We start from the raw sequence: 13,118 nt of genomic DNA, 5'->3' as shown, positions 1-13,118 counted from the left end.
ATCCAACATGACAACTGGCTAAGCTTGCCGCATGACGACCGCGACAGTGAGCCTTGAGCACCCATGGACAGAGGGCGAGCTGACCGAGCTTGCGCATCTCAAGGCCGTGAACGAGCAACTTCCGGACGACTCTCCGCGCGCGCTGCTCTCAGTCCGCCTGTCGATCCTGACCGACGACACGACGTCTCCGGTGCGCCAGGAGTTAGACCTCTGGCGCAAGGCGAACGACGACCGGGTCAGGGTTGTGGGTGTCGCCAGGGACCTGAACGTCTCGGCTACGAAGGTCCCGCCATGGAAGCGCAAGGAACTGGGAGGCTGGCTCAACGACCGGTCCCCAGAGTTCGACGTCCTGATGTTCTGGAAGCTGGACCGCTTCGTCCGCCGCATCCTGGACCTACAAGTGATTATCAAATGGTGCCAGGAATACGGGAAGAACCTCAAATCCCTTCACGACCCCATCGACCTCTCCAGCACCATGGGCAAAACGATCGTCTCTCTCATTGCTGGCATGGCGGAGATCGAGGCCGCGAACACTGGCATCCGGGTTGCGTCCTTGTGGCAGCATGCGAAGACACAAGACGTCTGGATTATCGGGCGGCCTCCATATGGATATGTTACGGAGAAGGACAAGGGCGAAAAGGTTCGCCTCGCAATTGACCCTCATAGCTACAAGGTCTTGCGATGGGCCTACGGGGCGGCACTCCGTGGCGTCTCTGCCTCAAGAATGGCCAAGATCCTCAACCGCGCGGGCATCCCGGGGGCCAACGGTGGAAAGTGGACCTCAACGACGCTCCTAATTCAGCTCCGCAACCCGGCAATCAAGGGGCTGCGGGTTGAAGTCTCTGGGAGATCCGGGCGGAAGCGATCAAAGGAAGTCCTCGACACCAAGGGCAATCCAATCAAGGTAGCGGACCCGATCCTGACCCGGGACGAGTTCGACAAGCTACAGGGCGCCTTGGACCGGGCCAGCCGAACCAATGAGAATCCGTGGACTGCGGGGGCAACCAAGTTTCTTGGCGTGATCGTCTGCCGCGAGTGCAAGGGAAACTACACCGTACGAACGTCTACCAGCCGTGGAGTTCGGTACAAGTACCTTCGCTGCCGCGTATGTGGGGGCAAGGGAGCAGACCCTCAAGAGCTTTACGCGGCTCTTGTAGAGGCCGTACTTGAAGAACTTGGGGACCACCCCGTCGAGTACAGGGAGTACGCCCGTGGTGCGGAAATTCGGGACCAACTCCGTCAGGTAGAAGCATCCATCAAGTACTACATGGAAGGTCTCGCCCCAGGGGGCCGCTTCGACCGAGGGGGATTCGTCAAAGAGACCGCAGAGGAAACCCTTCAGTCCCTGCTCAACCAGATGGACGAAATCGACCCGGAGAGCACCAAAGACAGGTGGGTATTCACTCATGGTGGTCGCACGTACCAACAGCAGTGGGAGGATGGAGGCATGGAATCCATGTCTCGGGACCTGTTGCGTGCCGGTATCAAGTTTGAGGTGGGATACGACGAGTCCAACGAAGTTGAGGCGGACCTACTGATTCCCGAGGATGTGAGAGAGCGACTGGTAATCCGAGAGGACGCCTTCAAGACTGGTTTCTGAGAACGTAAGAAACCCCGGCCCCCACAAGGGAACCGGGGTTTCTTTGCATCAGGACTTCTTTACCCGGACGAGTGTCCGCTCTCCATTCTCACTTACTCGGTACACCCGAACCGTCACTCGTTCACCTCTCCCCGCTCACCACTTACGCCCCCAAGCCACTCCTCGTCTTCTTCTGCTTCCTTATGAAGTTGCCGGGACCGTGCGAGGTCTTCGGCGATTCCTGCGGCGAGTTGGGCGGCCCCGGGAGTGTGGCCGGAGCCGACGTAGCGCCAGGCCGATTCCGTCACGCTGCGCGATGCGTCCGCAGGCGTTCCGGTAGCGGAGCGCAAGTAGTCGGCGCGGACGGCCCGTAGTGCGGCGTAGGTGGTGGAGTAGCGGCGGGATTTGGTGAGGATGTGGCCCCGGTAGCCGAGCGCGTGAGCCCAGAACCGCAGCCTGAGGTGTTCCAGTTCGGCCAGGCCACCCAAGCGCCAACACGTGCCCATCAGGGCCCGGATGTGGGGCGTGACGGCAGCCGCCCGGATGTCCTCCAGGCTCGATACGGAGTAGTCGAGCCCTGCACCGCTGTCAGCGGCCCCCTTGGACACGTACTTGGCCACGTAGGCGGCCACCGCGTCATCACTGACACCGTCCTCATCGCCGAACGCCCTAATCGGCCGGACGTCCAACTGATCGCCCAGAGTGAGTAGTTCGGTGCTGTACGCGTCCGACTCGGGCACCCTCGCACTCGCCGACCCGGCAGCCGCACGGACCGCGTCGTCCAGCAACTCACCCGTTGCCCACGCCGGAGACGGATCACCAGGACCGCCCGCCCCGTCGAGCCGGACCACGGCATGGAAGTGCACCGCCGCCCGCCTCTGGTACTCGGCGACCTTCGCGAACGACACCACCAGGTGATCACCGAGCCGAGACCGAGCTATCCCGCCAGCCGTCGCCAGGCACCGGCGCACCCCCGTGGTGAACCGGTCCCACAGCCGACCGGCGTGGGCGTGCCACAGCACGTGCCCCACATAGTCGTAGCAGTCCGCACAGAGCGGCCGACCGAGCAGCGGATCATCCTCATCGTGGACGTGCATACAGGCAAGCGAACGCCCGTGCTCACACCGGGGATCTTCCCGGCGGGGACGGCACCGCCCGCCCTGCACGACGTGATGGACCAGACCGAACGACGGAGCCGTGAGCGTGACGAACAGGCGCGGTTGCCCCGTGACTGTCTCAGGGACCCCCTTGCCGCCCAGCAGCCCGGAGCGCACCAGTTGGAAGGTGTCCCCGGCATGCAGGTACGAGCACGGCTCACACACCGAGGAGCGCCGGTTACGGCACCGCACGGGCAGCCGCTCCCCGGGCTCATGGGCCGTCGAGTAGGCCGAGATCACCTCACCCGTCGTGGCGTCCCACGTAGTCGTAGCGCCAGACAGGTGCACCGGATGGGCGCATCCGCCTATTGATTTAATCTGCTCCATCCAGCGAGGAAAGAGCGGATCGTTGACGAGCCGTATGACATCAAGGTCCGCCTCTGAGAGTGCACGTATGCGTTGTTCGCGCTCCAGGACGGCGCGACGTTCCGGCAGAGCGGGCGCCGATGCGAAGGAGCGGATATTGCGTGTGATTTTGCCGTCGAATTCGGCAGACATGACACGGCCTCCAAAGCCTCAAATCAGGAAGTAGATTGCGCGGATTCATGACGAGTTCCTCTCTGTGCGCTAACAGGGCGCCTACATTGCATACGCCCACGTCAGGCGCACTCAACTTGCCCTCGAATTATACGAGTTGGGGCCGCCGAAAGCCCTCGAATTAGACCCCTCACACGCCCTCAGGAGATGAGCCCAGGAGGAGGAATCTGGCCCCGAAGCCGCAGGCTCATACGCTGCGTTGATCCGTTCCCCCCTTTGCCGTGCGCTCCCGGGGGCGGCTCGGTCGGGGCAACCGGGCGAGGGTGGCGGAAACCGTCTTTACTTCCTCCAGGGCGCGCCTGCGGCGCGCCGGGCGGCTCTGTCCGCCTCGGCCGGGCATGCGGCCTCCGGCCGGTCCCGTCCGGTCGGACACCGCCCGGCACCACACGGCGGCCCATCGAAGCAGACGGCTTCTGGCCCCGACCGCTTACCTCTCCAGCCGTCCCGGGGTGCTGACGCCAGGACGGACGTCCAACGCGACGTAAGCCAGCTCCCCGGGCCCGATCTCGCCGCCGGGTACCTCCAGAGCCGTGCCGGGTCCATCACGGGCGGAGGCAGCCCAACGACGGTCCGGGCAGATCAGGTTCAACCCGTGGGGGCGGGGGCCGACGGCCTACGAGGCTTGAGACAGCCACCATGGGGCGAGCCTCTAAGATCATGGCCCCAACGTCGTGCTTTACCGGGCAGCTCAACAGACTGCCCGACGCGCCGGAAGCTTACGGGGCCATGATCACTCGCCCCATGGCAGCTCCCGTCCCAAGCCTCTACGGCCGGCGGCGTGCCCACAGCGCGCCTCTACCAGGGACAACGCACATACGAAACCCCGCCCATCCACCACGGGGGAGGCAGACGGACGGGGCAGCCTTCAGACGCCCGTCACGCCACGGTGCTCAACCCAAGATTGAGCTGCCGCAACCATGACCTTAAGCCATGACGCATCGGGCTTTCGGTCGGCGAACACGCGATACATGCGCAGGGTCGCAGCGGCGAAGGCATCGATTGCCTTCGGGTCCGCGTTCACCCATGCCGCGCAGCCGGATGCCCACGATTCAGCGGACTCGGCGCTGTGTCCGGCTGACACGAGCTGGACGACGAACAGGGCCGGATCGATGAACGCCGCCCCTCGAGTCGGCCAAGCCCAGTCCACCGCCCACATGTCCTGTCCCCCGGCAATCAGGTTGCTCGGGTTGATGTCCGTGTGGAGCAGCGCCCCACCCTGGAACAGTTCAACTTCCGTCTCGTCGAGCGCGAACCGGTTCCAGCGGGTTTCGGGCCAGTCCCGGGCTACATCGGGGAGGTCCAGTTTCCCAATTCGGTCGAGGAGTTCGACGATCTCGGGCAAATCCGAGGAGCCCGGCCCGAAGTCGGACGACCGCCCTTCCACCAATTCGAAGCCCAGCGCAATCCAGTCTTCGCCTTCCGCATGCCACCGCAACGCCGGGGAGAGGGGGCAGACGAACGGATTGATCAGCCTCTCGCGGGTAATGGAGTCGCGGCGACCTCCGGGCCGGTTACGGACCGCCTTGACGAAGAACGGCCCCTCCTCACAGTTGACCAGGGCCGTGACGTCCGAGCTGAACCCGCGTGAGGTGCGCTGAATGTCGGTCAGCTCCCCCGTGTGCGGGCGGATCAGTGCCCGAATCTCTGATGTGGGAATGGGGCTCATGTTTCCTTCAGTTCCTCGGGGTGCACTCACTGCCTGGAAATCCCGGGCTGCACTCGTCGTCGGTGTCGTCGGGTCCGCAAGGGTCGCCCTTCTCCGGCGTGCCGGTGCCACGCCTGCTTCGGATGGACGCGTTGGCCGCAGCCATAGCGCGACTGCCGAGGATAGTGGCGAGCGGAGTGTCCTTGACGTTGCCGACGCCCAGCCAGCCCGAAAAGACACACGGGGAGACCTCGCCGGTAGGGCCGACGGCGGCCCGGTCTGTACCGCACCGGCCGCACAGGTTGCCCACGTTCGGCGCCTGACCCTCCGCGCCACGCCCGAAGGGCCGAACGTGATCGACACGGATGTGAGGCACGCCCAGCGCCTCAAGTTCCTGCCGCCCCTCGCTGGCGCGCTGCGTCTCGCCACCGACGATGACACCAACGCGCACCGGGATGCCGAGCCGAGTGGCCTTTTCGATGTTCGCCCGTGTCCGGCGATGACTGGGACGGCCAGTCATCGCGTTGTGTTCGGTGTCCTGGTCGGAGTAGTACGACGTGGCAAGCGTGACCCCGTCACGTTGCAACAGGTCCCACCAGTCGGCCGTGACGTGTACCAGATTGCTGAAGACTTCGACCTTCAGGCCGAGGTTCAGCGCGTGGCTGATCAGCTCCGGGGCATCGGGGTGCATGGTGACTTCCCCGCCAGTGAACTGGACACCGCGAACACCGGCTTCAGCTGCCTGGTCCAGGACTCCGATCCAGTTCTCACGGCTCATAGTGCCGTGGGTCCCATCCGGTCCTGACGCGTTGTAGCAGTGCACGCACTTGAGTTGGCACTTTCGAGTCAGATCCAGCCACAGAAGCCGGGGGCTGGCAGGTGATGCCTCTGTGGTCGGTGCTTCCACGATTGTTGTCACTGGCGTACCTCTCTCACTGAGTGATCTGGTCGGTCAGGTGACGTGCACGGGGTGGTGTCTTGCAGACTTCCTCTCGTCATGGTCTTGGACGCTGGAACCGTGCAGGTTCCAGGGCTGTCGGAATCCCAGCGGTGAGTTCCAACTCTGCGAAGTCTTCGAATGAACGGCGGAAATGCCGGTGTCCGGCGTCCCGCATGTGTTCCCTCATCCAATCGTCAACATCGTTGGCGGCGGAGCGTTTCCCGGACTTCTCACCACAGGCTTGTTGATCGCCCACGCATTCAGCGCTGTATTCGGGTTCGACGGTGGGGTCTTGCCGCGTGGTGTAGTTCTCGTAGCGGAAGATCTGGCGGGTCATTTCACACTCCGCGAACTCAGTGCGTTTACTTCGGCCACAGCACCGCTGAGGGCTTCGGATCGGGAGATGGACTTGCAATTCTCCGGCACTGCGTCCCACTCACGCCCACCGTTGAGCGGGCGAAGTTGGACGTAGGGCCCCTCATGCCCCATCACCTTTCCGACTCTGCGACTGCCTTCGTCCCTGACCGTGGTGCCGATGGAAGGCTTCATGCGATCAACCGCCTGAGCCCGTCCTCAACGGCTCGCAGGTCCACGGTGTGAGGATCAGCGAAGCCGCCGTTCGGTCGCCACCCCGCTAACGCCGACGGACCAAACTCCCTTGCCTGCGCGACCAACCGCGCCACGTCGTCCGGCATCGTGTTCGTCTCAGTGATGCTGATCATGGCCGGTCGCCATACCCCTTCACACCGTTTCCGTGCCTGTCAGTAACCAGACCAGCACAGGGGACCCTAGACTTGGGGTACTTGAATGACGTTGTTCAAGTGCGCCTGCCTGCCGCGCACTTGGTCAGAGGCCGAAACGGGAGGTCAGACGTGTGAGTGAGGCATCAAACCCCGAGAACTTGAATCCGCTCAGGAGCTTCGGACTTGACGTCCGTGAAGTGCGCACCTCACATGGCATGAGCCAGAAGGGGTTAGGGCACTCCACGGGCTACTCCGAGAGCTATGTGAGCAAGGTTGAGAAAGGCGCTGTCGTACCGAGCGAGAAGTTCGCACGCGGCTGTGACCTGGCCTTCAACACAGGCAACCTGTTCACCCGCCAGCTCATGCGCCTCCTGAAGGGTGACCACCCCAGTTGGTTCGTTCCATACCTCCAACTGGAACGCCGGGCTTCTCAGATCCTCGATTACTCGAACGCGTTTGTGATGGGCATGTTGCAGACCCCTGCCTACGCGGGAGCAGTCTTCCGGGCAACGCACCCCCGTGAGAGCTCAGACGTAATCAAGGGCCGGATCGAGGCGCGCACACGTCGGCGTGACGTGATGGAGAGGGATGCCCCTCCCCTGCTGTGGGTGATCCTTCACGAAGCAGTCTTGCGGGCAGTCGTGGGCGGCCCTGAGGTCATGCAGGCGCAGCTTGAACACCTCTTGGTGGATACCGAGTCACCGCACGTCACGGTCCAAGTACTCCCGTTCAAGGCAGGTGCCCCAGCAGCATCGTTGCCGTTTAATGTGCTCAGTCAGAATGACGGACAATCCGTCATGTATTCAGAGTCTCGGGGACAGGGCCACGTGACCGACTCGGCTGCCGCCGTGGCAGAAGCTCAGGCCACTTACGACCGGCTTCGGGCTGCGGCGCTGTCACCGGAAGACTCAGTGGCCCTCATCCGTGAAGCAATGGAGGCGTACACCTCATGAGCAACACCCCGGACCTCACCCACGCGCGGTGGGTCAAGTCCAGTTACAGCGGCGGCGAAGGTGGACAGTGCATCGAGTGGGCGCCGGGGGTTGCCACGGCCTCAGGCACCGTCCCTGTCCGCGACAGCAAGGTGCCGGATGGGCGCGCCCTGATCGTCTCTGCCCATGCTTGGGGTGCCTTCGTGCACTTCGCGAGGGCCCAGGCCTGACAGCCTCAACACAGAACAGGCCCCCTCCCTTTGGAGGGGGCCTGTCGCATCCCTGAAAGGGCGTCAGGACGGCTTGAGCTCTCGCCTTCTGACAGCAACCTTGATGGAGACAGTTCCGGCCCTCCTCCGGGGCAGCGGAGTAACTCCCGCCGGTTCTGCGCGTTGCTGCCGGGGAACTGACCCAACTCCGAACAACGCTCCACGGATCTGGACCTGCTCCCGCTCACTGTGCTGATCAAGGAGCTTGGCAAGCAGGGCGTAGGAGCCATTGAGCCCCGTACTGCTACTGTCCGTCATCGCGGCACCCTCGCTGACGGCTGGTAGTGATCGGCAACCACGCGAGCCATCGCGCCGATCCGGTCCGCCCCAACCTCCCTGGCGGCGAAGAAGATGTGCCCCTTCACCTCCGGATACTTCGCGGCCAGCGTGAGATGCCGGGAGAGTTCGGCAGGGTCCTGCCAGGCCGCAGGCTGCGCCGGGTCGCCAGCCTTGTACAGAGCTTCGCCGATGTAGAGCTTTACACCAGTGCCCTTGGCGACCTCTGCCCACCACGGCACGAGGACTGAATAATTTGCAGGAACCTGCTGGTCAAGAGGTTGTGCCAACCAATACAGCTGCGGGACGATGTAGTCGATCCAGCCCTCCCGGACCCACTTCCTGGTGTCGGCGTGGAGATCGTCGTACGTCTGCACGCCGGCCCGGGTGTCCGAGCCCAGCGAGTCGGTCTCGGCGTTGCGCCACACCCCGAACGGGCTGATCCCGAACTGCGTGCCCGGCCGGACCTTCCCGATCCGGTCGGCCGTCTCCAGCACCAGACGGTCGATGTTGTTCCGCCGCCAGGCCGCCCGGTCGGAGAAGTCACCGCCGTACTCGGCGAACGCGGCGTCGTCGTCGAAGACCTGGCCCGCGACCGGATACGGGTAGAAGTAGTCGTCCCAGTGCACGGCGTCCAGGGCGTACTTCTTCACCGCGTCGAGCATCGCGTCCTGGACGAACGTCCGGACCTCGGGCAGCCCCGGGTTGTAGTACAGCTTCCCGCCGTACGGCACGACCCAGTCGGGGTGCTTACGGGCCGGGTGCGAGGCGACCAGCTTCGTCGGGTCGGTGTGGTTGGCGATCCGGTACGGGTTGAACCAGGCGTGCAGTTCCAGACCGCGCGCGTGGGCCTCCTTCACCGCGGTGCCGAGCGGGTCCCAGCCGGGGGCCTTGCCCTGGACACCGGTGAGGCACTGCGCCCAGGGCTCGTACGGCGAGGGCCACAGCGCGTCGGCCGTGGGCCGCACCTGGAAGATCACCGCGTTCAGCCGGCGCTCCACCGCCTGGTCGAGATGCGCGAGCAGTTCGGCGCGCTGCTGCGCCGCCGTCAGCCCGGGCTTCGAGGGCCAGTCACGGTTCGCGACGGTCGCCAGCCACATGCCGCGCAGCGCACGGCCGGGCGCCCGGCGGTCCGGCGCGGGCCGCTCCGGCGTGGCCGCCGCGTCCCCGGTCGTCGCGAACCCCGCCAGCAGCGCCGCCGCGAACACCCGCCGCGTGACCCGTCCCATGAGCCTTCCCCCAAACACCCGCACGCACCGAACCGTGCCCGTCACTGATTGTCTTCGGGTTGTCCCCGGATTGTCCGCGGACGGATCCTCGAACCGACAGCATGCCTGACCCGGGCGATCGATCATCGGGAGTTCGGGAGTAACGTGCCCGAATGGAGCAGGAACCGAACAACGGGAAACCTGCCAGAGCCGATGATCAGCGAAGGGAACGATGTGACCGACATCGAACGCGTCGGAGTGGTGGGCTGCGGCCAGATGGGAGCGGGCATCGCCGAGGTGTGCGCCCGCGCCGGCCTGGATGTGAAGGTCGCCGAGACCACCGGTGAGGCGTTGGAGATTGGCCGGACCCGGCTCCACAACTCGCTCGCCAAGGCGGCCGAGCGCGGCAAGATCTCCGAGGAGGAGCGGGACGCCACCCAGGCGCGGCTCTCCTTCACCACCGACCTCGGCGAGTTCTCCGACCGCGATCTGGTGATCGAGGCGGTCGTCGAGAACGAGCAGGTGAAGACCGAGATCTTCCAGGTGCTCGACCAGGTGGTGACCCGGCAGGACGCGATCCTCGCCTCCAACACCTCCTCGATCCCGCTGGTGAAGCTCGCCGTCGCCACGTCGCGTCCCGATCAGGTCATCGGCATCCACTTCTTCAACCCGGCCCCGGTGCAGAAGCTCGTCGAGCTGATCCCGGCCCTCACCACCTCCGAGGGCACCCTCAGCCGGGCGCAGTCGCTGGTCGAGAAGATCCTCGGCAAGCACGCGATCCGTGCGCAGGACCGCTCGGGCTTCGTGGTCAACGCGCTGCTGATCCCGTACCTGCTCTCCGCGATCCGGATGTTCGAGTCCGGCATGGCGAGCCGCGAGGACATCGACAACGGCATGGAGCTGGGGTGTGCCCATCCGATGGGGCCGCTCAAGCTGTCCGATCTGATCGGTCTCGACACGGTCGCGTCGGTCGCGGATTCGATGTATGACGAATACAAGGAGCCGCTGTATGCGGCTCCGCCGCTGCTTCAGCGCATGGTGGATGCGGGGCGGCTCGGACGTAAGTCCGGCTCCGGGTTCTACACGTACGCCTGAACGGTCCCGCAGGTTGTCGCTTGGCTGCGGGTTTGTCGTGGCTTGTCGCGCAGTTCCCCGCGCCCTTTCCGGGGGCGCGGCTACCGTCCGTAAGTCTTGGGGCAGTGCGGGCCCGGCCCTCTTCGGAGGGCCGGGCCCGCACCATTCACACACCGTGTGCGCACCGGGCTCGCATATGCCCCTCGCACACTCTCCCCACGCGTCCACCAGGCGAGTTGACTTTCCGTGCGCATGTAGCGGATGTGCCGACTACGGAAAGGAGCGGACCCGTGACCGCCGACCCGGAGCATCCCGTGGTCCAAGGGGAACTCGCAGAGTTACGCCGCAAACTCGATGTGGCTCATGCCCGCGTCGAGGGCGGCCTGGCTCTGCTCAGCCATCGAGCCGAACAGACCGCCAAGGAGGTCGACGACCTGAGCGCACGGGTCGTCACACTGGAACACACCCGCTGGCCACTGCGTGCGGTAGCGGTCGTGACGGCCGTGGGCGCGCTCGCCGTGGCGGTCTATCAGGCTCTGGGCCGCTAGGTCCTGTCGGCCTAGGCCCCAGGACGCCGGGGGGAGAGATCAGGGCAGAGCGTCCTGCCCGAGCCTCAGATGGTGCAAGAGGAGCAGCGCGGCTGCCATGTTGGCGGCCGGGACCTCGCCGCGGGCGACCATGTCGGGGACGAGCTTGAGGGGAACCCACTCCCGACGGTCCGACTCGAAGTCGTCCACGGGATGCCCGATGTAGGCGCCTTCGTCGGCCCAGTAGATGTGGTGCCGTGCGTCGGTGAGCCCGTTGGAGGGCTCGACGCTCATCAGATGGCGCAGGGGTCCCGGTCGCCACCCGGTCTCCTCCTCCAGTTCGCGGGCCGCCGCGACGGCGATGTCCTCGCCGTCCTCGACGACACCCGCGGGAAGCTCCCATCCCCAGCTGTCGGTGATGAAGCGGTGCCGCCAGAGCAGCAGCACCTCGTTCGCCTCATTCACCACAGTGGCCACGGCCACAGGCCGTAGCCGTATTAAGAAGTGATCGAGGTGTTGCCCGTCCGGCAGTTCGACATCTGCGAGATTGACGCTGAACCAGCGGTTTGCGTACACAGTTTGTTCGTTCAGTTTCGTCCACTGCACGGTTCTGCCACCTTCCGCCGAGTAGCTGGCAATATGGCAGCAGGAGCGTCCGCACAGCAGGCTCACAGCGGGCTGCTCGCAGCGCAGCGGTAGGCGCGGAGGTGCTCACCGCGGGGAGGCTCGGGCTCCCGGCGGTGGTCGGGGCGGCTTCCAGTGAGGTTCCCGTGCGGTCCCCGGGACTCTTTCCCGGGTTGTCCCCGGGACTCTCCCGAGGCTCTTCCCCGGGTTCCCCCACAGGCTCTTTCTAGAGCGGTACGCGCAGTGCTCCGTCGATGAGTTCAGCGGCTTCGGAGGTGCCCGCGCAGCCGTTGGCCACCAGGTGTTCGCGTACCGCCCGCAGTCTGTCGCGCAGCCGCTGGGACTCCATCCCCCGCGCCCGCTCCGCCATTTCGACCGCGGTGACCACCGCCTTGTCGGCGTTGCCCTGCCGCAGTTCGATCTGGCTGAGCATGGCGAGCCGGTGCACCCTGCCCCGGTCGTGCGCCGGATTGTCCACGGCCGCCGCGGCGTGCTCCCGCGCGGCGGACAGGTCGCCGAGGCTCAGGAGTGCCTCCGCCACCTGTACGTTGACGAGTCCGGGCTGGACATAGCCGGTCTCGTCGGGTTCGTGTCCACGCCGGATACGCTCGGCGGCCTGTTCGGCACGCCGGATGCAGGACAGCGCGCTGCTGCCGTCGCCGAGGTGTGCGTACGCCTTGGCCTGCATCGCGTAGAGGTCCGACGCGAGCGCCGGAGTGATGTGCCGGCCCGCGGCGCGCAGCGCGGCCTCCGCGAAGGCGACGGCCTGCCGGTGCTCGCGCATGAACAGCGCCTGGTTGACGAGGAGCGCGATGACGTAGGCGCCAAGTCCCCTGTCCCCGCTGGCCTTCGCGAGCCTGAGCGCCTGGTGGAAGTACCTCTGGGCCAGACCGTGCGCGTCGGAGTCGTACGCGCAGATGCCCGCGACCGCGACCAGGCCGCCGGTGGCCCGGTGGAGCTGGCGGCCGGTGGCGTCGGTGTAGCTGCCTCTGAGGAGCGGCGCGGTCTCGGAGTTGAGGAAGCCGACGATGCGGGTACGGGTCGCCACGCCACCGGCCTTGCGGTACATCTGCTCGTAGTGGGCACGGGCGGCGCGCAGCATCTCGATGTCGGACATGCTCACCTGGTGCCGGCCGCCGCGCGAGACATCCACGTCCTCGGGCGGGTTCTCCCACTCCCACACGGGCATCACGGCGGGTGTGCCGGTGACGGCGGGGGCGCCGAGGATGTGCGGGCGCTGCTGTTCGTCGGAGCGCCACAGGGCGGTGGCGCGCTCCACGAAACCGGAGAGCGTCGTGCCGTGCGGGGCGGCCGGTTCGCCGGGCACACCGAGGCCGATGTCGTCGAGTGTGACGTGTCGTTGGAGCCGGCCGGCGAGCACCTCGCAGATCAGGTCGGGCACCTGCCCGCGCGGCCGCTGCCCCTTCAACCACCGTGCCACGGCCGTGTGTTCGTAACGGAGAGCGAGACCACGTGCCCGGCCCGCCTGGTTCACATGGGCGGCGAGTCCCGCGTGCGAGATCCCGGCCTCGTCGAGGATCGCGTCGAGCAGAGTGTTGGGCTGCATGATGCCATCCCGTGGCTGGGTGCGGACGGTGCTGTTTAAC

General features: G+C 65.7%; 12 protein-coding genes. 5 read left to right on the top strand and 7 right to left on the bottom strand.

Annotation, left to right across the window (positions count from 1 at the left end):
• The first annotated feature begins 31 nt into the window (after positions 1-31).
• Entirely contained in the window at positions 32-1,600 is a 1,569-nt protein-coding gene (locus tag OHA11_RS38885; RefSeq protein WP_266504494.1) for a recombinase family protein, read from the top strand.
• Positions 1,601-1,713: 113 nt separating this feature from the next.
• Here the strand turns inward: OHA11_RS38885 and OHA11_RS38880 are convergent, their stop codons facing one another.
• The 4 genes from OHA11_RS38880 to OHA11_RS38865 form a co-directional block, all read right to left on the bottom strand.
• Complete coding sequence (locus tag OHA11_RS38880) at positions 1,714-3,063, bottom strand: replication initiator (protein ID WP_266504492.1); 1,350 nt, start codon at positions 3,061-3,063, stop codon at positions 1,714-1,716.
• 1,075 nt (positions 3,064-4,138) lie between these two features.
• On the bottom strand, positions 4,139-4,939 hold the full coding sequence (locus OHA11_RS38875) for a hypothetical protein (RefSeq protein ID WP_266504489.1): 801 nt from the start codon (positions 4,937-4,939) through the stop codon (positions 4,139-4,141).
• Positions 4,940-4,946: 7 nt separating this feature from the next.
• On the bottom strand, positions 4,947-5,825 hold the full coding sequence (locus OHA11_RS38870; RefSeq protein WP_266507758.1) for a radical SAM/SPASM domain-containing protein: 879 nt from the start codon (positions 5,823-5,825) through the stop codon (positions 4,947-4,949).
• Positions 5,826-5,913: 88 nt separating this feature from the next.
• On the bottom strand, positions 5,914-6,195 hold the full coding sequence (locus OHA11_RS38865) for a hypothetical protein (RefSeq protein ID WP_266504486.1): 282 nt from the start codon (positions 6,193-6,195) through the stop codon (positions 5,914-5,916).
• A gap of 564 nt (positions 6,196-6,759) precedes the next feature.
• Here OHA11_RS38865 and OHA11_RS38855 point away from each other — a divergent pair.
• Positions 6,760-7,554 carry a helix-turn-helix transcriptional regulator gene (locus tag OHA11_RS38855; RefSeq protein ID WP_266507756.1) on the top strand — a complete coding sequence of 265 codons (795 nt, stop codon included), beginning with the start codon at positions 6,760-6,762 and terminating at the stop codon, positions 7,552-7,554.
• A complete protein-coding gene (locus OHA11_RS38850) occupies positions 7,551-7,763 on the top strand; it encodes a DUF397 domain-containing protein (protein ID WP_266504481.1) in 213 nt (70 codons plus the stop codon). The genes OHA11_RS38855 and OHA11_RS38850 overlap by 4 nt, the downstream gene beginning before the upstream one ends.
• Positions 7,764-8,056: 293 nt before the next feature.
• Here OHA11_RS38850 and OHA11_RS38845 read toward each other — a convergent pair whose 3' ends face one another.
• On the bottom strand, positions 8,057-9,307 hold the full coding sequence (locus OHA11_RS38845) for a glycoside hydrolase family 10 protein (protein WP_266504480.1): 1,251 nt from the start codon (positions 9,305-9,307) through the stop codon (positions 8,057-8,059).
• Between the two features lie 213 nt (positions 9,308-9,520).
• Here OHA11_RS38845 and OHA11_RS38840 point away from each other — a divergent pair, with 213 nt between their 5' ends.
• Both OHA11_RS38840 and OHA11_RS38835 read left to right on the top strand, forming a co-directional pair.
• The gene (locus OHA11_RS38840) at positions 9,521-10,381 is read left to right on the top strand and encodes a 3-hydroxybutyryl-CoA dehydrogenase (RefSeq protein WP_266504478.1); all 861 of its coding nucleotides are present in this window, start codon (positions 9,521-9,523) and stop codon (positions 10,379-10,381) included.
• Between the two features lie 269 nt (positions 10,382-10,650).
• Entirely contained in the window at positions 10,651-10,908 is a 258-nt protein-coding gene (locus OHA11_RS38835; RefSeq protein WP_266504477.1) for a hypothetical protein, read from the top strand.
• Positions 10,909-10,947: 39 nt separating this feature from the next.
• Here OHA11_RS38835 and OHA11_RS38830 read toward each other — a convergent pair whose 3' ends face one another.
• A complete protein-coding gene (locus OHA11_RS38830) occupies positions 10,948-11,493 on the bottom strand; it encodes an NUDIX hydrolase (RefSeq protein WP_266504476.1) in 546 nt (181 codons plus the stop codon).
• 244 nt (positions 11,494-11,737) lie between these two features.
• Entirely contained in the window at positions 11,738-13,078 is a 1,341-nt protein-coding gene (locus tag OHA11_RS38825) for a transcriptional regulator (protein ID WP_266504473.1), read from the bottom strand.
• Positions 13,079-13,118 lie beyond the last annotated feature (40 nt).

Origin of the sequence: Streptomyces sp. NBC_00878 (genome assembly GCF_026341515.1) — a bacterium.
In the GTDB taxonomy this organism is placed as follows: domain Bacteria; phylum Actinomycetota; class Actinomycetes; order Streptomycetales; family Streptomycetaceae; genus Streptomyces.
The sequence above is the reverse complement of the archived record's forward strand: the minus strand, read 5'-3'. Positions and strand labels throughout refer to the sequence as shown.

Coding starts and splice junctions, on each gene's coding strand:
- OHA11_RS38885 (WP_266504494.1), top strand. CDS start 32: ATGACGACCGCGACAGTGAGCCTTGAGCACCCATGGACAGAGGGCGAG.
- OHA11_RS38880 (WP_266504492.1), bottom strand. CDS start 3,063: ATGGAGCAGATTAAATCAATAGGCGGATGCGCCCATCCGGTGCACCTG.
- OHA11_RS38875 (WP_266504489.1), bottom strand. CDS start 4,939: ATGAGCCCCATTCCCACATCAGAGATTCGGGCACTGATCCGCCCGCAC.
- OHA11_RS38865 (WP_266504486.1), bottom strand. CDS start 6,195: ATGACCCGCCAGATCTTCCGCTACGAGAACTACACCACGCGGCAAGAC.
- OHA11_RS38850 (WP_266504481.1), top strand. CDS start 7,551: ATGAGCAACACCCCGGACCTCACCCACGCGCGGTGGGTCAAGTCCAGT.
- OHA11_RS38845 (WP_266504480.1), bottom strand. CDS start 9,307: ATGGGACGGGTCACGCGGCGGGTGTTCGCGGCGGCGCTGCTGGCGGGG.
- OHA11_RS38825 (WP_266504473.1), bottom strand. CDS start 13,078: ATGCAGCCCAACACTCTGCTCGACGCGATCCTCGACGAGGCCGGGATC.